Origin of the sequence: Paludibacterium flexuosum (assembly GCF_037076605.1) — a bacterium.
GTDB lineage: Bacteria > Pseudomonadota > Gammaproteobacteria > Burkholderiales > Chromobacteriaceae > Paludibacterium.
Window position 1 is genome coordinate 947,191 of the sequence record NZ_AP029060.1, and the last position, 18,932, is coordinate 966,122.

Consider the following 18,932-nt stretch of genomic DNA (forward strand, 5'->3'; position numbering starts at 1 on the left):
GAAATGGGTTCCAAATTCCCCTGTGCCGACATCCCGATCGATGCGCAAGTCAAGACACGTCTGACCGAACAGGACGTCCTGGCCGACCCGCTGCTGAACAAGGGCACCGCCTTTACCGAAGCCGAGCGCGACGAACTGGGCCTGCATGGCCTGCTGCCGCCGAACGTGATGACGCTGGAGGAACAGGTGGCTCGCCGCATGGAAGCCCTGCGCGCCCTGCCGACCGATTTCGATCGCTACGTGATGCTGCGCGAACTGCAGGACAGCAATGAAACCCTCTACTACGCGGTCATCACCCAACACATCGAAGAAATGCTGCCGGTCATCTACACCCCGACCGTCGGCGCCGGCTGCCAGCGCTTCAGCCACATCTACCGCAAGCCTCGCGGTCTGTTCCTCAGCTACCCGCACAAGGGCCTGATCCGCAAGATCCTGGCCAATCCGCGCTTCGACAATATCGAAGCCATCGTCGTCACCGACGGCGAACGCATCCTCGGCCTGGGCGACCAGGGCGCGGGCGGCATGGGCATTCCGATCGGCAAGATGGCCCTGTACTCCGCCTGCGGCGGCCTGCACCCTGCCACCACCCTGCCGATCACCCTGGACGTCGGCACCGACAACCAGGAGCTGCTGGCAGATCCGCTGTATATTGGCTGGCGCCACGCCCGCATTCGCGGCGAAGAATATGATGAGTTCGTCGACGAATTCGTCGCCGCCGTCAAGGAACGCTGGCCGCACGTACTGCTGCAGTGGGAAGACTTTGCCAAGAACAACGCCAGTCGCCTGCTGGAGAAGTATCGTGACCAGCTGTGCACCTTCAATGATGACGTACAGGGCACCGCCGCCGTCGCCAGCGGTACCTTGCTGGCCGCCATCAACGTCACCGGCGTCCCGGTGACCGAGCAGCGCGTGGTGATTCTCGGCGGTGGCTCGGCCGGTTGCGGTATCGCCTCGCTGATCCAGAACATCATGGTGGAAGCCGGCCTGAGCGCCGAAGAAGCCGCCAGTCACTTCTATGTGGTCGGTCGCGCCGGCCTGATGATCGAAGGCAAGACCGACATGGCCAAGCTGGAACCGTTCCAGCGCCGTTATGTGCAAAAAGCCAGCGCCACCGCCGGCTGGGTGTGCGACAACGAACAGCCGTCGATGATGGACGTGATCCGCAACGCCAAGCCGACCGTACTGATCGGCGTCTCCGGCCAGGCCGGTTCGTTCACCGAAGCCATGGTGCGCGAAATGGCCAAGCATGTTGAGCGTCCGGTGATCTTCCCGCTGTCCAACCCGACCGCCAACAGCGAAGCCCGTCCGGAGGACCTGATGACCTGGACCGAAGGCCGCGTCATCATCGGCACCGGCAGCCCCTTCCCGCCGATCGAACGCCATGGCCGCCAGTTCAAGGTCGACCAGACCAACAACTCCTACATCTTCCCGGGTGTGGGTGTGGCCGCCCTGGCACTGAAGATCCCGCGCATCACCGACCAGTTGTTCATGGCCGCTGCCAAGGCACTGGCTGAGCTGTCGCCGGCCCGTCTGGACCCGCAGGCCAACCTGCTGCCGCCGGTTGCCGACCTGCGCAAGGCCGCCCGTGCCGTCGCCCTCGGCGTCGGCAAACAGGCCATCGCCGATGGACAGATCGCTCCGATGAGCGAAGCCGACATGGCCGCCAAGATCGACTGCAAGATGTGGGAACCGGTATACCCGCACGTCTTCCTGGCCAAGTAAGCCGCCAGCGGCAAAGCAAGTCAAAAACGCCCCGCCAGAATTGGCGGGGCGTTTTTTCATTAACACAAGCAAACCACATCCGCACATAACGCATTCACGTAGAACGCATTAACGTAGGGTGCATTCGCGTAGGGTGCATTCGCCGGAGGCAATGCACCAATGCAATGCACCAATGCCATGCACCGATGCAATGCCCCACACCACCAGAAGCACCAAATTTAAACAAACATTGACAAATCAACAAGATAGGAATAATATTTCAACAACTCTTCCTAAGGTGATGAACTTCATCACCTGCCTTGCCTTAACTGCTGCCGTTTAGCTACAGCAATTTCCGCCCAGGTCCACGAAGCCAATCCTGATGTCGCCCAGGCACCTTGCCTGCCCGACAGGTAAATTTTTAGATTGGAAATACCATGCCCAAAGAAGACATGATTGAACTCGAAGGTATTGTCATCGAGATGCTGCCGGAATCACGCTTTCGTGTTCGGCTCGATAATAACGTCGAAATTCTGGCGTATGGCTCGGGGAAAATGAAACTACACCGCATCCGCGTACTGCAGGGCGACCGAGTGACTGTCGAAATGTCACCCTACGACCTCAGCAAAGGGCGAATCAATTTTCGTCACCCGACAGCCAGGCCGGCCCATCAACCGCAAACAAGGCCAAGACACTAAGGTTTCGGCAAACCAGACCGGTTTCATGAATAAAAAAACCTGCCTTATGGCAGGTTTTTCATTCTGGCAGCACAAATAAAAAAAGCCCCGAACGGGGCTTTTTTTTCAGCAAGGCTTACAGCGGCTGAATGGCCGTTGCTGCCGGGCCCTTCTGGCCCATTGCGCGGGAATAGCTGACTTTCTGACCTTCTTGCAGGGATTTAAAACCATCTGCACGAATTTCAGAAAAATGCGCGAAAAGATCACCGCCGCCATTATCAGGCGTGATGAAACCAAAACCTTTTGCATCATTGAAGAACTTAACGGTACCCGTTTCCATAACCTACTCCTTGAATCAATTTGGATTGCAGAAAAACATGATAATCAAGAGACAGATAAGGAAACGAAGAAGACCTGCTTGGAGGGCTACGAGGTATCGACAGACATGACGCTTGAACATCCTGCTTGCCCTTTGTACGCGACAAAGCCGCGCAGGTCAATCTATTTTTTGGCATGAGGCCCCCAATCCGGACGCTCGACACCCTTCGATGTGCGCATCATGAAGGACATGGCGCCCGGCGCATACCCCCCTGAAATCAGGGCCATGACCTCATGCCGAACGTAAACGCGCCAACACCAGCGCGACGGCAGGTGACACCTGACGACTGGCGTAATACAGGTGATAGCCGCTAAAACTTGCCGCGCAATCTTCCAGCACCATCTCCAGCCGGCCGCTGGCCAGATGCGGTGCCACTCTGTCTCTGGGCAGCCAGGCCAGCCCCCCGTCATCCAGTGCTGCCTGCAAAGTCATGAGCATATTGCTGAAGACCAACTGCCCGCGCACATTGATCTTGATGTGCTGTCCCTGCTGTTTGAACTCCCAGGGCATCAGACCGCCATGAGTCGGCAGGCGCAGATTGATGCAGTTGTGCTCCAGCAGATCCTGCGGGGCCCGGGGACGGGTGCGCGACTGGAAGTATCCCGGGCTACCCACCACGGCCATGTGCAAATCCGGTGACATGCGCACGGCAATCATGTCCTTGGCGAGATCTTCTCCAATTCGCACACCAATATCGTAGCGATTGGCGACAATGTCGGTAAAACGATTGTCGCTGGTGATTTCCACCGAGATATCCGGATATTGCGTCAACCAGTGCGCCAGGCGCGGCCAGATCAGGGCATCCACCGCATGATCGCTGGCCGTGATCCGCACCGTGCCGGCCGGCTTGTCGCGCAGCTCGCTCAGAACGGACAGCTCTTGCTCGATGTCGGCAAAACGCGGCGCCACCGCCAGATACAGGCGCTGCCCGGCCTCGGTGGTCGAGACACTGCGCGTGGTCCGCTGCAACAGCTTGATACCCAGCCGGGTTTCCAGCGTCCGCATGGCATGACTGATTGCCGACTTGGACACGCCCAGTCGTGCCGCAGCACGGGTAAAACTGCCTGCCTGTACCACCGCCACAAACGTGGCCAGATCATCCATATAGCTCATTGTTGATTAATTCTCACCAGTTCATGCCATTTATTCAGTCTAGTTATACATTCAACCAATGCCTAGACTCCTCCTGTCCATCCGCCAAACAAAAGGAGTCAAAGATGCAATATCGTCAATTAGGCAACAGTGGTCTCAAGGTGTCCGCACTGGGCCTGGGATGCATGGGCATGAGCTCGACCTATGGCCCTGCGGCGGATCGTCAGCAAATGATCAGTCTGCTGCGCAGCGCCGTCGATCGCGGGGTCAACTTCTTTGATACCGCCGAAGTGTATGGCCCTTACGTCAACGAGGAACTGCTGGGCGAAGCCCTGGCCCCCGTGCGCGAGCATGTGGTGATTGCCACCAAATTCGGCTTCGACATCCAGGCCGGATCCGCCTCACTGCAACAGGTCAACAGTCGCCCCGAGCATATCCGCCAGGTGGTGGAACAATCGCTCAAGCGTCTGAATACCGAGGTCATCGACCTGCTCTACCAACATCGGGTAGATCCGCAGGTGCCGATTGAAGACGTAGCCGGTACCGTCCAGCAGCTGATTCAGGCAGGCAAGGTCAAGCATTTCGGACTTTCGGAGGCCGGCGCACAGACCATTCGTCGCGCCCATGCCGTTCAGCCGGTAACCGCACTGCAAAGCGAGTACTCACTGTGGACCCGGGAAATTGAGACAGAGATTCTGCCGACGCTGGAAGCACTGGGTATTGGCCTGGTGCCGTTCAGCCCGCTGGGCCGGGGCTTTCTCAGCGGCAAAATCGACGAAACCACCCAGTTCGCCGCCAACGATTTCAGGGCAAGCAGCCCGCGCTTCACCCCCGAAGCGCGTCAGGCCAATCAGACCATGATCCAGTTGCTGCAAGCGACAGCTCAACAGAAAGGGGCCACACCGGCACAGATCGCCCTGGCCTGGCTGCTGGCACAAAAACCCTGGATCGTACCGATTCCCGGAACACGCCAGTTAACCCGACTGGACGAAAACCTGGCGGCCATCGACCTGGTGCTGACTGATAGCGAGTTGGCGCAAATCACCCTGGCCGCGTCCCGCATCACCATCCAGGGCACCCGCTACCCGGCAGAAATGGAAAAAATGACCGGACTGTAACGCCATCAGACGCATCAGACGGGGTCAGGTCTTGTATTTTGCATTGGAATGCAAAATACAAGACCTGACCCCGTCTGGAGCACTGCTCAACGGGATCGGCAAACCGTTTTGCCTCTTTCACCCCGGCAAGTCGATTGCGCCGTCTGGCAGGAAGCCTTCGAAAATCGGCCGGGACAACAGATAGCCCTGAATCAGTTCAATTCCCAGATCACGCAGGCAGGCCAGCTCCCCCCGGGTCTCCACCCCCTCTGCGATCAGCTTGATACCGAGTTCGGCACAGAGGCCGGCGACGGCACTGACGATGACTCGGCGATTCTTGTGCTGGTCAATGCCACGGATCAGCCCCATGTCCAGCTTGATAATGTCCGGCTGGAAATCGGCCAGCAGGTTCAGACCGGCATAACCCGCGCCAAAATCATCGATCGCGGTCAGGAAGCCGATGCGCCGATAGGCGCGAAACACTTCCTCCAGCCACCGGCCATCTTCGATGCGCTCGCCTTCGACCGTTTCAAAAATGATGTTTTCCACCGGAAAGTGGTAAGTCTCAGCCGCCTTGAGGGTGGTACTGATACACACCTCCGGCCGATAGATGGCATTTGGCAGGAAGTTGATGGAAAGCTTGCTCTGCATGCCCAGACTCGCTGCCATGCGAATGGCCTGCACCCGGCAGGCCTGATCGAACTGATAGCGGTTGGCCGCATTCACCCGCTCCAGCACCGACAGCGCAGACTCCCCCTGGGGGCCACGGACCAGAGCCTCATGGGCAAACACCCGCCTGGCCTGGATATCGATAATGGGCTGAAAGGCAAAGCTGAACGAGAAATCCAGCGCATCGCCATCGCGGCAGATCGAACAAACCGCCTCATCGGCCTGGTGTGCAGCAGGATTCTGATGGCAGGCATGATTCATCTTTCCCCCTCTCCAGACAATGCAACGCCCGTCCGGCACAATGCAGAAATCATAAACCATCAATGATGGCAATCATAGGTAGATGAGAACATCCATTGCCCTTCTGCCCCCCACCACCACTCACCATAAATTTATTTATACCCCAGACTAAATACCCCTATTGGCGTTCATCCGACCATCACGCCTACCATGTGTCCATCCTCTTCGTGCCCCACTCAGCGCACCGATACCAATGGCTGAAGCACGCTTCAACACGACACAGGCCGCCTGCCGGCGGCCGCACAACAAAGGAACAATCATGAAAGTCTTGATGGTACTCACCTCGCACGACCAACTGGGCAACACCGGCAAGAAAACCGGCTTCTGGCTGGAAGAATTCGCCGCGCCCTACTACGTCTTCAAGGATGCCGGCGCCGACATCGTGCTGGCCTCGCCGCTCGGCGGCCAGCCGCCGCTCGACCCGAAAAGCGACCTGGCCGAATTCCAGACCGAACTGACCCATCGCTTCAAGGCCGACCCGGCCGCCCAGCAAGCCCTGGCCAACACCGTACGCCTGGACAGCGTGCAGCAGCAGGACTTCGATACCGTGTTCTACCCGGGCGGCCATGGCCCGCTGTGGGATCTGACCGTCTCGCAGACCTCCATCGACCTGATCGAAGCCTTCGAACGCGCCGGCAAACCGATCGGCTTCGTCTGCCACGCACCGGGTGTACTGCGCCACGTCAAGGCCGCTGACGGCCGCCCGCTGGTCGCCGGCCGTCGCGTCACCGGTTTCACCAATGGCGAAGAAGCCGCGGTCGAACTCACCGACGTCGTACCGTTCCTGATCGAAGACGAATTCAAGCGTCAACAGGGCATCTACCTGAAGGGTCCGGACTGGGCACCGTTCATCGTCGAAGACGGCAAGCTGATCACCGGCCAGAACCCGGCCAGCTCGGAAGGCGTCGCCCGGGCACTGCTGACCTTCTTCGCCTGACCAGACAACAGGGGGCCTGGCGACAATGCCCCCTTCCCCATTGAATCGATAGAGAGACAGCCATGAGCCACATCCCGACGGCAAGCCCCACTCCCAGCCCGGTCCCTGCACTGCTAAACCAGTTGATTGGCGCATTCTGGGGGGCGAGCGTGCAGCACCAGACCCATCTGGCACAGATCAGCGCCCTGGGGCTGACCAGCCTGAGCATCCAGATGCAGGGGCATATCAGTGACGAGCCCCTGACCCTGAAAGCATTGACAGACCGCTTACTGGACATCGGCGGCAGTCCGGATTTCACCGTGGCACAGCCACGCATTGGCCTGACATTGAGGGAGATTCTGCAGGCGGACCTGCAGATTCAGGAGGCCGGCCTGCCGGTGCTCAATCAGGCCATCGAAACGCTGGCCAAGCTGGGTGACGCCACCACACGCCGTTTGATCGAAGACGTGCTGGCAGGCGAAGAAGCCCATCTTTCCTGGCTGAGAAACGAAATGAGCCTGCTCGATCGCATGGGCGAGGCGCTGTATCTGTCAGTGCGTGTCAATGCCAGCGCTGCCGCCTGAGTATCGGGGCAGCCGAGAACGGGCGGTACGCTGACGTCACGGGCCTTTGAAAACAGCAACAATTATCAAGACAAATGTATGCAATAACCATGTAAAGTAACGCTCTAAAATATTTGAGTGATAAACGCCGAGCCACGAGCTCGACGAGGAGCGTGAAATGCAGGAAAAACCCGCTCGGCCCGGCCTGATGCCGGGCCGTTTGTCGTGCCTGACCAGCCTGGCGCTCAGCATGTTGCTGCTTGGCTGCGCAGTCGGCCCCGACTTCAAGTCGCCCACCGTCAGTACGCCGACCGGCTATCTGCCGGGACAGGCCAAGACTGTCCTGCAGGTCAGCGGCGCCAAAGCGCCTGATGCCGGCCAGGCTGGTGCCAGCCAGTCGGTCAGCAGTGACAAAGACCTGCCCGCCGAATGGTGGTCGTTGTTCCATTCGCCCGAACTCAACGCCATGATTAGCGAGGCCCTGCAGCACAGTCCGACACTGGCGGCTGCCCAGGCGGCCGTGCGTCAGGCGCAAGAGAACTACAATGCCGAAGCCGGTACGCTGGAATTTCCCACCATCAATGCCACTGGCAATGCCAGCCGCCAGCGCCAGGTTCAGGGCACACCACCGGCCAAGGACTTCACCGTCTACAGCGGAGGTCTGAGTGTTTCCTACACTCTGGACGTATTCGGCGGCGGCCGGCGCGAGCTGGAAACCCTGGCGGCACAAGTCGACTATCAGCGTTACCAGCTGGAAGCCGCGCGTCAGACGCTGATCTTCAATGTGGTCAACACCGCCGTCCAGGCTGCGGCACTGCAGGTGCAGCTGGATGCCAGTCGCGCGGCACTGGCCACACAGCTGGCGCAGCTGGAGATCATTGGCAAGCAGAATCAGCTGGGTGCCCAGCCGCTCACCGCGGTGATGAGTCAGCAACAGCTGGTGGCACAAAGTCAGGCGGCCCTGCCGGCGCTGGAAAAATCGCTGGCCCAGACCCGCAATCAGTTGGCCTTCTATCTGGGGCGCTACCCCAATGATCCGGATCTGCCGCAGGTCAACCTCGACACCCTGCGTCTGCCGCAGGCGCTGCCGCTGTCCCTGCCCTCGGCCCTGGTACGGCAACGTCCCGACATCCAGGCCAGCGAAGCCTTGCTGCATCAGGCCAGCGCCCAGGTCGGTGTCGCCACGGCCAATCTGTACCCGCAAATCACGCTGAGCGGCAGCTACACCCGTCAGCGCACAGAGATGGGTGGTGTGAACAGCTATGCCTCGCTGTGGAATCTGGGGGCCGGGCTGGTACTGCCGATCGTCGACGGCGGTGCCTTGCGCGCCAAGCGCCGTGCGGCTGTCGCGGCCTACGACCAGGCGGCGGCGCAATATCAGCAAACCGTCCTCGGGGCCTTCCAGAATGTCGCCAACACCCTGCGCACCATCGAAGCCGACGCCGGCACGCTGGATGCCCAGGCTACGCTGACGGCGCAGAGCCGGCAGCTGCGCGACATCATGCAGCAGCGCTATCGGCTGGGGGCGGTGAGCTACCTCAATGTGCTGGACGCCGAGCGCAGCTACCAGCAGGCGCGCACCAATCTGGCCACGGCCCAGGCGGCACGCTTCAGCGACAGCGCCATGCTGTATATGGCACTGGGTGGTGGCTGGTGGAACCGCACCGGACAAGAACAAGCAGGCAACAGCCAAAAGACGGCTGCTGCCCACAACGATAACAACATTCAATAAAAGGAATCGCAATCATGACCAAACGCATGTTGATCATGCTGGGTGGCGTGCTGCTGCTGATCATTCTGCTGGGCTTCGGCTTCTTCCTGCATATCCGCAGCCTGATGGCCAACGCCCCGAAACCGAGTCCGCAGACCGTCACCTCGACCGTCGTCAAATCGCAGGAATGGCAGCTGCAGCTCAATTCGGTGGGTACGCTGTCGGCCGTCAGCGGCGTCGACATCAGCAGTGAAGTCGCCGGCAAGGTCAAGGCCGTCCACTTCAAGTCGGGTCAGGACGTCAAGGCCGGCGAAGTCCTGCTGGAGCTGAACGCCGACTCAGACATCGCCCAGCTGCACGCGCTGCAGGCCAGCGCCGAGCTGGCCGCCATCACGCTGAAGCGTGACCAGGCGCAACTGGCCGTGCAGGGCGTCAGCCAGGCACAGGTAGATAACGATGCGGCCGATCTGCGCGCCAAAACCGCTCAGGTCGAACAACAGGCCGCCCTGGTGGCCAAGAAGGTGATCCGCGCGCCGTTCGCCGGCCGTCTGGGTATCAGCGCCTTCGTGCCGGGTCAGTACGTCAACCCGGGTGACAAGATCGTCACCCTGCAGGAAATCAACCCGATTCACCTGGATTTCTACATCCCGCAAAGCCGGCTGGCTCGCCTGGCCGTGGGGCAGACGGTCACCGCACTGACGGACGCCTTCCCGGGTCAGACCTTCAGCGGTCGCATCAATGCCATCAACCCCAAGGTGGATAACACCACGCGCAACGTCCAGGTCGAGGCACTGATCGACAACCCGCAGCGCAAACTGTTGCCGGGCATGTTTGCCAATGCCCATGTGTCGGTCGGTCAGAAGCAGCGTTACCTGACCCTGCCACAAACCGCGATCACCTACAACGCCTATGGCTCGACCGTGTATGTGGTGGAAACCACCGACAAGCCGGTCGCCGGCAGCAACCGCATTGTCCATCAGCTCTTCGTCACCACCGGTGAAACCCGTGGCGACCAGGTTGCCGTTCTGTCCGGGCTGAAGGAAGGTCAGGAAGTGGTGACCAGCGGGCAGCTCAAGCTGAAGAATGGTGCCCCGGTGGTGATCGACAACTCGGTTCAGCCGGCCAATGATGCCGCGCCGACGCCGCAGGAACACTGAGACAGGCCATGAAATTTACCGATATTTTCATCCGGCGGCCGGTGCTGGCCACCACCATCAGCCTGTTGCTGGTGGTGCTGGGCCTGCGCTCGCTGTTCAGTCTGCCGGTCGAGCAATACCCGCGGACACAAAACGCGGTGGTGACCATCTCCACCACCTATTACGGTGCCGATGCCAAGACGGTGGCGGGCTTCATCACCCAGCCACTGGAAGCGGCCATCTCCCAGGCTCAGGGGATCGACTATCTGTCGTCCACCAGCAGCAGCGGGGTCTCGACCATTACCGCGACCCTGCGCCTGAACTATGACGGCAACCGGGCGCTGACCGAGATCAACAACCAGGTCAACTCGGTCAAGAACCAGCTGCCGTCGCAGGCACAGCAACCGGTGCTGACGGTACAGAGCGGCCAGACCACCGACGCCATGTACCTCGGCTTCTATAGCAGCACGCTGCCGACCAACAACGTCACCGACTATCTGAACCGGGTGATCAAACCGAAGCTGGATGCCATCGAGGGGATTCAGACGGCAGAAATCCTCGGGGCGCGCCTGTTTGCCCTGCGTGCCTGGCTGGACGCCGACAAGATGGCCGCCCATGGCGTGACCGCTGCCGATGTGTATGCCGCGCTGGGCAGCAACAACTCGCTGGCGGCGGTGGGCAACACCAAGGGTCAGATGGTCTCGATCCCGCTGACGGCGGCGACCGACCTGCATACGGTGGACGAGTTCAAGCACCTGGCCGTCAAGCAGAACGGTGATGCCATCGTGCGGCTGGAAGATGTGGCCAACGTGACGCTGGGCTCGGAAAACTACGACTTCAACGTGGCGTTCAGTGGCGAGCGTTCGGTATTCATCGGCATCAAGGTGGCACCGGAAGCCAATATTCTGGATGTCGCCAAGCGGGTACGCACCGCCTTCCCGGAACTGCAGAAACAGCTGCCCTCTGGCCTGACTGGCAAGATCGTTTACGACTCGACCGACTTCATCAACACCTCGATCGACGAGGTAGTGAAGACGCTGGTCGAGGCACTGGTCATCGTGACGGTGGTGATCTTCCTGTTCCTCGGCAGTCTGCGCGCGGTACTGGTGCCGGTCATTGCCATGCCGCTGTCGCTGATCGGCACCTTCTTCATGATGCTGATGCTGGGCTACTCGATCAATCTGCTGACCCTGCTGGCCCTGGTGCTGGCCATCGGCCTGGTGGTCGACGACGCGATTATCGTGGTCGAGAGCGTCGACCGGCACATGCGGGAAGGCATGTCACCGCTGGATGCCGCCATCGATGCTGCGCGCCAGCTGGGCAGCCCGATTCTGGCCATGACCGTGGTGCTGGTGGCCGTTTACGTGCCGATCGGCTTCCAGGGCGGCCTGACCGGGGCACTGTTCACGGAGTTTGCCTTTACCCTGGCGGCTTCCGTCACGGTTTCGGGGGTGGTGGCGCTGACCCTGTCGCCGATGATGTGCTCGCGCTTCTTCAACCATGACCAGGATAGCGGTCGCTTCGTCCAGTGGATCGACCACACCTTTGAACGCCTGCTCAATGGCTACAAGCGCCTGCTGGCCAACCTGCTGTCGAGCTGGCCGGTACTGGTCGTGCTGGGCGGCATCCTGATGCTGCTGTTGCTGGGCATGGCCAAGATGTCGCAGTCCGAACTGGCGCCGGAAGAAGATCAGGGCATCGTGCTGGGTCAGGTGGTCGGGGCGCCGAATGCCACCGCCAACCAGATGCAGACCTATGCCAACCTGATGTTCCAGGCCAGCAAGGCAATGCCGGAATACAAGCAGATGTTCCAGATTACCGGCACGCCGACGGTCAATGCCGGTATCGGTGGTGTCCTGGTGAAAGACTGGGGCGACCGCACGCGCAGTGCGCATCAGATCCAGCTGGATCTGCAGCAGAAGTGGAACAAGATTGCCGGTGCCCGCGTGGCCGCCTTCCAGTTCCCGCCGCTGCCAGGCTCTTCCGGCCTGCCGCTGCAGTTTGTCATCAAGACCACCGAACCGTTCCAGAACCTGAATCAGGTGGCGCAACAGGTGCTCGACAAGGCTCGCAGCTCCGGCAAGTTCTACTTTGCCGACGTCGACCTGAAGGTCGACAAGCCGCAGGCCACGGTGGTAGTGGATCGTGACAAGGTCGCGGCCCTGGGCATGACCCAGCAGGACGTGGGCACGGCCCTCAGTGCGGCGATGGGCGGCGGCTATGTCAATTACTTCGCCATTGACGGCCGCTCGTACAAGGTCATCCCGCAGGTGCAGCAGAAAGATCGCCTGAATCCGGATCAACTGCTGGACTTCTACATCCGCAGCCCGAACGGCGTCATTCCGGTCAGCACCATCGCGCACCTGAAGTACACCGTCGAGCCGGAGTCGATCACCCGCTTCCAGCAGCAGAACTCGGCCACCATTTCCGGCGTGCCGGGTGTGGCGCAGGGTGATGCGCTGCAATTCCTGCGCGATACCGTGCAGGAGATTGCCCCGACCGGTTACAGCGTCGACTATGCCGGCCCGTCGCGGCAGTTCATGCAGGAGTCGGGGGGATTTGTGGTGACCATGCTGTTTGCGGTGATCATCGTGTTCCTGACCCTGGCGGCGCTGTTCGAAAGCTTCCGCGATCCGCTGATCATTCTGGTATCGGTGCCGCTGGCGCTGTTCGGGGCGATGATCTTCATCTTCCTCGGCTTCGCTTCGCTCAACATTTATACCGAGGTCGGTCTGGTGACGCTGATGGGTCTGATCAGCAAGCACGGCATTCTGATCGTCGAAGTGGCCAATGAAGAGCGCGCCAAGGGCGTTGGCAAGCTGGAGGCCATCCAGCGTGCCGCCGCCACCCGGTTGCGTCCGATTCTGATGACCACGGCCGCCATGGTGTTCGGTGTCTTCCCGCTGGTGATCGCGTCCGGCGCCGGTGCCGGTGGCCGCCACGCCATCGGTCTGGTGATTTTCACCGGCCTGTCGATCGGCACGCTGTTCACCCTGTTCGTGGTGCCGGCGATGTATATGCTGCTGGCCTCGAACCACAAGGTCGAGCCGGTCTCGGTCAACGACGGCGGCGATATCGCCTGACGTCACCCGATGTCCTCCCCTGAAACCCGATGCTCCGGCATCGGGTTTTTTACGTTTCATGCTGCTTCTTTGCGCAACTTTACCCTTTGGTCACAGACAGTCACGGTTAAAACAATCTTTAACAGACTGATCAGATGGACGGACTGATTCGTCCCTAAGATACGCTCAAGTCGCTGCGCCCCAACGACGATAAATCTGTCATCAACCTGCCGGGAGTGCGCCATGTCCACATCATCGATTTCTTCCTCCACCGGCCCGCTGGATGTCCAGGGTCTGGTATCGCAACTGATGACTGTGGCGCAGCAACCGCTTAACCGCATGAACAGCACCATGCAGACCGAAAACAGCCAGATCTCGGATTACGGCAATCTGAGCTCGGATCTGACCAGTCTGCAATCGAGTCTGACCGGCCTGGCCTCCGGGGCCTTCATCAATACCCTGCAGGCCACCAGCAGCAACACCAGCATCCTGTCGGCCACGGCAGACAACACCGCCAACGCCGGCAACTACAACATCACGGTCAACACGCTGGCGTCATCACAGAACCTGGCCCTGACCGGACAGGCGAGCGAAAGCACCAGCCTGGGCAATACCGCAGACACCATGAAGTTCACCTTCGGTGATGGCTCGACCCAGTCGGTGAGCATTGCGGCCGATGCCACGCTGGATCAGATCGCCGCCAGCATCAACTCGGCCGGCATCGGCGTGGCGGCCAGTGTGGTCAAGGCCGACAGCACCACCACCCCCTATCGCCTGGTCCTGACCGGCAATACGGTGGGCGCCGGCCAGAGCTTCAGCACCAGCACCACAGGCGGCCAGAGCGCCCTGTCCTTTCTCAATTTCGATGCCTCATCGGCTGTCGACAGCAGCGGCAAGATCACCGACAGCCGCCTGACCGCCCAGGCACAGGATGCCAGCCTGACCGTCAACGGACTGACCATGACCAGCAGCAGCAACACCGTCACCAATGCGGTGCTCGGCGTCAGCATGAACCTGACCCAGACCGGTACCACCGTCCTGACGGTGGCGCGCGACTCGGCGGCGATCCAGAAGCAGCTCCAGAGTTTCGTCACCGCCTATAACAAGGTGCAGTCAGACAGCACCAGCCTGTATCAGGGAGACCTGCAGGGCGACTTCAACCTGGTTCAGTTGCAGCAGAGCTTTGACAGCATCCTGCAAACCCCGATCTCCGGTGCTGATGGCACCTCCCAGGTCGCCTACCTGGCACAGATCGGCATCAGCATCCAGAAGGACGGCTCGCTGAGTCTGGACACCGCAGCCCTGAATACCGCCATCAGCAAGGACCCGAAGGCGGTGGCCAATCTGTTCGGCAACGACAACAATGATGGCTTCGCCCAGCGCTTCAACAACAGCATCAACAATATGCTGGGGCCGCAGGGGCTGATTACCACCCGCATCACCTCGCTCAATCAAATGGTGGCCACGCAGAAAGATCAGATTGCCCAGGAGCAGAACCGCCTCAGTACCGTCCAGGCGGGCTATCTGACCCTGTATTCCAATCTGAATTCGGCGCTGATGGAGATGGAGCAGACCAGCTCTTCGCTGACCAAGATGCTGAGTTCCAGCTCGAGTTAAGCCGGCGATCCGGCCCGGCTCTCCTGACATATGCTGCCAAATTATGGCAGCATTGTTTTTTCCTCTTCCGGAGACTTCGCCATGTCGCGCGCCGCACGTCTGCTGGATCTGCTGCAACAATTGCGCCAATACCGCTATCCCGTCAGTGGTGCCACCCTGGCACAGCAGCTTGGCATCAGCCTGCGCACGCTCTATCGCGACATCGCCACCTTGCAGGCTCAAGGGGCCCATATCGAGGGAGAGGCCGGGCTGGGCTATGTGTTGCGCCCGGGATTCATGCTGCCGCCGCTCATGCTGGATGAAGAGGAGCTGGAAGCTCTGATGCTGGGCAGCCAATGGGTGGCGCAGCGCGGAGACGAACGACTGAGTCAGGCGGCGCGGGGGGCGCTGGCCAAAATTGCCGCCGTACTGCCGGCGGACCTGCGCCGCGATCTGGATGGCCATGGCCTGCTGGTCCCCGCGACCGACCGGCTGCCGGTACAGCCCGTCGATCTGGCACTGGTGCGCCAGGCCATCCGCCGCGGTCAGGTACTGGCCATCCACTACCGGGATCTGAATGGCCAAACCTCGCAACGCCGTATCTGGCCTTTTGCGCTGGGTTACTTCGAGCATGTGCGCATGCTGGCGGCCTGGTGTGAAACACGGCAGGACTTCCGCCACTTCCGCACCGATCGCATCCTGTCCCTCAGCCAGACCGGCGAACGCTATCCTCGTCCGCGTCAGGCCCTGCTGAAAGCGTGGAAGCAACGGGAAGGTCTGCGCCAGCAACCTTGAGCCCTCTCACAAAACACTACTGACAAAAACTGTCAGCACCCGATGCCATGCTGTGATCTCCGACTCACCCCGATACAGGATGATCACGATGAAAACCCTCAGCCATTACGTTTTGCTGTTTGTCGACAGCCCGGAGCGCAGCGCCGCTTTCTATCAACCGCTTCTGGGTCTGCAACCGGTCGAACAATCCCCCACCTTTGCCCTGTTCCTGCTGAGTGACACGCTCAAGCTTGGACTGTGGTCACGTCACACGGCCGAGCCGGCGCCGACCGGTCATGCCGGCATGAGCGAGCTGACCTTTTGCCTGGAGAGCAACGACGCCGTCGATGCCTGCCATGCGCAATGGCTGACCATGGCCGTGCCGATGCTGCAGGCACCGTGCGAGATGGACTTTGGCAGGACTTTCGTGGCACAGGATCCGGATGGGCATCGCCTGAGGGTGTTTGCCTCAAACGGACAGTAAGACAGCAACGTACACTTGCTTACACAATTTCACGCTTGCTTACCTTCTTACCCGATTATCATGAAACCAGTCCCGTTTCAGCCGGTCTGATTCATTTTCAGAGCTGATATAACCTCAGCCATCAGGGAGAAGACGATGAAGCAATCGCTATTGATCGCCAGTGTACTGGGCGGGGGTGTGGCCCTGGGGGCCATTGGCGTCGCCGGTATCCAGGCCTTGAGCCACAAGTCGGCGCCGGCACAGGTCGCGGCATCGCAGCCCGTCGCGGTGGTGGCGCAGGCCAGCGCCGCGGCCGCAACCCAGGCCGCCGCGCCGGCCGCGGTAACCGCCAGCAAACCGGTTGCCGCCGCCACCGCACCGGTGGCGGCAGCCAAACCGGCTGCGCCGAAACATGCCAGCTTCGCCAGAGTCTTGGGTAGCACCCCGATCACGGAAGAAGTGCAAAGCACCAAAACCGAGTGTCATCAGGTGCAGGTCGAGCGTCAGGCGCCCGTTCAGGATCAGCACCGGGTGACCGGGACCTTGCTGGGCAGCGTGGTCGGCGGCCTGCTGGGCAATCAGGTGGGCGGCGGCAATGGCAAGAAACTGGCCACCGTGGCCGGCGCCCTGGCAGGTGGCTACGCCGGCAATCAGGCGCAAGACCAGATGCAGAAGCGTGACACCTACACCGATACTGAAAACCGCTGCATGGAAGTGCCGGTGACGACACAGAAGGTAGTGGGCTATCAGGTTCGTTACTCGCTGGACGGCAAAACCGGCACGGTGCGCATGGCGCACAAGCCCGGCAAGCGCATTCCGGCCCGCAATGGCGAACTGCTGCTGCCAGGTTCGGCCAATTGATCAGCGCCCTCGCCGCGCTCGCCTCCGGGCGCGGCATCACTTAATGACATTGAAATATTTCCTTCGAAACCCTCTCTCCGGCCAATTCTTTCTGCGAATATCCCGGATCAGGACATCGCCATGCGGAAACACTGAGACGACAGACATGGCGCGTATTTTTTTCCATTTTTCCCGGTCTGAGGCTTGACTCGGAAATTTCGTATAGGTATAGTTCGGTTCTCGGATGGCAGTGACCAACGCCACCGGACCTCATGTGGGGGTATAGCTCAGCTGGGAGAGCGCTTGCATGGCATGCAAGAGGTCAGCGGTTCGATCCCGCTTATCTCCACCACAAAATTCAAAGGCCGACTCTTCGAGTCGGCCTTTATCATTTCTGCGTCCTGGCGAAAAATCCATCAAAACGGGGTCAGGTCTTGTCTTTTGCGTGCAATGCAAAAGACAAGACCTGACCCCGTTCTGCCGGCCGGCTTTGCCGGACGCTCAGGGCAGCAGATGCCCCATCTTGTCGGCCTTGGTTTTCATGTAGCGATCATTGTGCGGGTTCTGCCCGACCAGCAGCGGCACGCGCTCCACCACATCCACGCCCAGGGCCTCCAGGGTTTCGACCTTCTGCGGGTTGTTGGTCATGACCCGTACCCGCCGGATATCCAGCGCGGCCAGCATGTCGCGTACCAGGCTGAAGTCACGCATGTCCGCCGGGAACCCCAGCTGCTCATTCGCTTCGACCGTGTCCGCCCCCTGATCCTGCAGGCGGTAAGCCCGGATCTTGTTGATCAGACCGATGCCGCGACCTTCCTGTCGCAGGTACAGCAAGGCACCGCGCCCGGCCTCGGCGATCGCCGCCAGCGCCGCTTCCAGTTGAAAACCGCAATCACACTTGAGGGAAAACAGGGCATCCCCCGTCAGGCACTCAGAATGCAGACGAATCAATACCGGTTCGTCATCGCCGAACGTCCCCATGGTGAGCATGACATGCTCCTTGTCACCATCGCCGGCAAAGCCATGCAAGGTGAACACCCCCCATTGCGTGGGTAATTGACAGGACGCCACCAGACTCACCGTGACCTCCCCGACCTCTTGAGACATGCAAACTCCCGCTTTTCTTTTCTGGCGCACAGCGTACGCCATTGCCCGGCCAGGAAACAGCCCTGCCCGGGCAACAGATCATTTACTCATCGGCGACAAACGGCAACTCGGCCAGCGGCTTGGCCAGCACGATGGCCAGCGCGGCCAGCCAGACCTGGCGAGCCGGATCAAAAAATGCCCGCTCACTAGCCTCGGCATCAATAATGCCCAGCACGCGGCCTTCATGGTCCAGCACCGGCAGGCAGACCTCGCTTTGCACAGCGGCATCGCACTGATAATAGCCCCCGCCCATTTGCGACCATTCGGCCACATCATCAATCACTGCCCCCCAGCCGCTGAGACCGACCCGGCTGTTATTGCTGATTTCGGCAAAGGATTCCGTCAGGGGAAATTCGGCCCGGCTCGGACGGCCGTGATAGGCCATCTTGACCAGACGTGCCTCCTCGCCCTCGCCGCGTACGGCATAAATCCCCAGCCAGTCGGCTCCCACCTGGCGATTGGTCGAATCGATCAGGGCAGACAGATCGGTCAGGGCTGCACGCGCCGCTTCCGTTTCGCCGCCAAACCACGGCGAAAGATCGTAAGGCTCATCGGCCAGTTCATCCACCAGGGAACATGCGCCATTCTCTCCCAGCGGCGGAACGGGGAAACGGAACAGATCTCGATCGACCGGTGCCTTCGGCACGGCCAGCACAGCCGCCAGCGTGATCGCCGCAACTTGCACCTGGGTCAGATCCAGATCGAGCGATTGCTCCCTGAGGTAATCCCGCAGGGTGTGGGCAGCGATCATGGGCAACACTCCTTGAAACGTCGGGACGCTCCCGACGGCAAAAATCTTTTACACTTGAT

17 protein-coding genes and 1 tRNA gene are annotated in these 18,932 nt (G+C 60.5%); 13 read left to right on the forward strand and 5 right to left on the reverse strand.

Annotation, left to right across the window (positions count from 1 at the left end; all coding sequences use genetic code 11):
• Positions 1-3: 3 nt before the first annotated feature.
• Both AACH39_RS04585 and infA read left to right on the forward strand, forming a co-directional pair.
• Positions 4-1,722, forward strand: coding sequence for an NAD-dependent malic enzyme (locus AACH39_RS04585; RefSeq protein ID WP_338621009.1), 1,719 nt, complete (start codon positions 4-6; stop codon positions 1,720-1,722).
• 416 nt (positions 1,723-2,138) lie between these two features.
• The gene (gene infA / locus AACH39_RS04590) at positions 2,139-2,399 is read left to right on the forward strand and encodes a translation initiation factor IF-1 (protein WP_215782219.1); all 261 of its coding nucleotides are present in this window, start codon (positions 2,139-2,141) and stop codon (positions 2,397-2,399) included.
• 115 nt (positions 2,400-2,514) lie between these two features.
• On the opposite strand, the gene AACH39_RS04595 is transcribed toward infA, so the two are convergent.
• A complete protein-coding gene (locus AACH39_RS04595; protein WP_338621010.1) occupies positions 2,515-2,718 on the reverse strand; it encodes a cold-shock protein in 204 nt (67 codons plus the stop codon).
• A 270-nt stretch (positions 2,719-2,988) separates the two neighbouring features.
• Positions 2,989-3,870 (reverse strand): LysR family transcriptional regulator, encoded by an 882-nt coding sequence (locus AACH39_RS04600; protein WP_338621011.1) that lies wholly within the window; start codon positions 3,868-3,870, stop codon positions 2,989-2,991.
• Between the two features lie 104 nt (positions 3,871-3,974).
• Here AACH39_RS04600 and AACH39_RS04605 point away from each other — a divergent pair, with 104 nt between their 5' ends.
• On the forward strand, positions 3,975-4,967 hold the full coding sequence (locus AACH39_RS04605) for an aldo/keto reductase (RefSeq protein ID WP_338621012.1): 993 nt from the start codon (positions 3,975-3,977) through the stop codon (positions 4,965-4,967).
• Positions 4,968-5,084: 117 nt separating this feature from the next.
• On the opposite strand, the gene AACH39_RS04610 is transcribed toward AACH39_RS04605, so the two are convergent.
• Positions 5,085-5,876, reverse strand: coding sequence for an EAL domain-containing protein (locus tag AACH39_RS04610; protein WP_338621013.1), 792 nt, complete (start codon positions 5,874-5,876; stop codon positions 5,085-5,087).
• Positions 5,877-6,174: 298 nt separating this feature from the next.
• On the opposite strand from AACH39_RS04610, the gene AACH39_RS04615 reads away from it, so the two are divergent.
• The 10 genes from AACH39_RS04615 to AACH39_RS04660 all read left to right on the forward strand — a co-directional run bounded on the left by AACH39_RS04615 (position 6,175) and on the right by AACH39_RS04660 (position 17,328).
• Entirely contained in the window at positions 6,175-6,852 is a 678-nt protein-coding gene (locus AACH39_RS04615) for a type 1 glutamine amidotransferase domain-containing protein (protein ID WP_252346206.1), read from the forward strand.
• A gap of 62 nt (positions 6,853-6,914) precedes the next feature.
• Positions 6,915-7,415: a ferritin-like domain-containing protein gene (locus AACH39_RS04620; protein ID WP_338621014.1), complete on the forward strand. Its 501-nt coding sequence runs from the start codon at positions 6,915-6,917 to the stop codon at positions 7,413-7,415.
• A gap of 157 nt (positions 7,416-7,572) precedes the next feature.
• Positions 7,573-9,126 (forward strand): efflux transporter outer membrane subunit, encoded by a 1,554-nt coding sequence (locus AACH39_RS04625; RefSeq protein ID WP_338621015.1) that lies wholly within the window; start codon positions 7,573-7,575, stop codon positions 9,124-9,126.
• A 14-nt stretch (positions 9,127-9,140) separates the two neighbouring features.
• A complete protein-coding gene (locus AACH39_RS04630) occupies positions 9,141-10,262 on the forward strand; it encodes an efflux RND transporter periplasmic adaptor subunit (RefSeq protein WP_215782212.1) in 1,122 nt (373 codons plus the stop codon).
• An 8-nt stretch (positions 10,263-10,270) separates the two neighbouring features.
• Entirely contained in the window at positions 10,271-13,324 is a 3,054-nt protein-coding gene (locus AACH39_RS04635) for an efflux RND transporter permease subunit (protein WP_215782211.1), read from the forward strand.
• A gap of 222 nt (positions 13,325-13,546) precedes the next feature.
• Complete coding sequence (gene fliD, locus AACH39_RS04640; protein WP_215782210.1) at positions 13,547-14,920, forward strand: flagellar filament capping protein FliD; 1,374 nt, start codon at positions 13,547-13,549, stop codon at positions 14,918-14,920.
• 81 nt (positions 14,921-15,001) lie between these two features.
• Complete coding sequence (locus AACH39_RS04645; protein ID WP_215782209.1) at positions 15,002-15,694, forward strand: YafY family protein; 693 nt, start codon at positions 15,002-15,004, stop codon at positions 15,692-15,694.
• Positions 15,695-15,782: 88 nt separating this feature from the next.
• A complete protein-coding gene (locus AACH39_RS04650) occupies positions 15,783-16,157 on the forward strand; it encodes a VOC family protein (protein WP_338621016.1) in 375 nt (124 codons plus the stop codon).
• A 135-nt stretch (positions 16,158-16,292) separates the two neighbouring features.
• On the forward strand, positions 16,293-16,997 hold the full coding sequence (locus AACH39_RS04655) for a glycine zipper 2TM domain-containing protein (RefSeq protein ID WP_338621017.1): 705 nt from the start codon (positions 16,293-16,295) through the stop codon (positions 16,995-16,997).
• A 255-nt stretch (positions 16,998-17,252) separates the two neighbouring features.
• Positions 17,253-17,328, forward strand: a tRNA-Ala gene (locus AACH39_RS04660).
• A 149-nt stretch (positions 17,329-17,477) separates the two neighbouring features.
• Here the strand turns inward: AACH39_RS04660 and ribA are convergent.
• Positions 17,478-18,083, reverse strand: a complete 606-nt coding sequence (ribA, locus tag AACH39_RS04665) for a GTP cyclohydrolase II (RefSeq protein ID WP_215782206.1) — start codon at positions 18,081-18,083, stop codon at positions 17,478-17,480.
• A gap of 82 nt (positions 18,084-18,165) precedes the next feature.
• Positions 18,166-18,873 carry a hypothetical protein gene (locus AACH39_RS04670; RefSeq protein ID WP_215782205.1) on the reverse strand — a complete coding sequence of 236 codons (708 nt, stop codon included), beginning with the start codon at positions 18,871-18,873 and terminating at the stop codon, positions 18,166-18,168.
• Positions 18,874-18,932 lie beyond the last annotated feature (59 nt).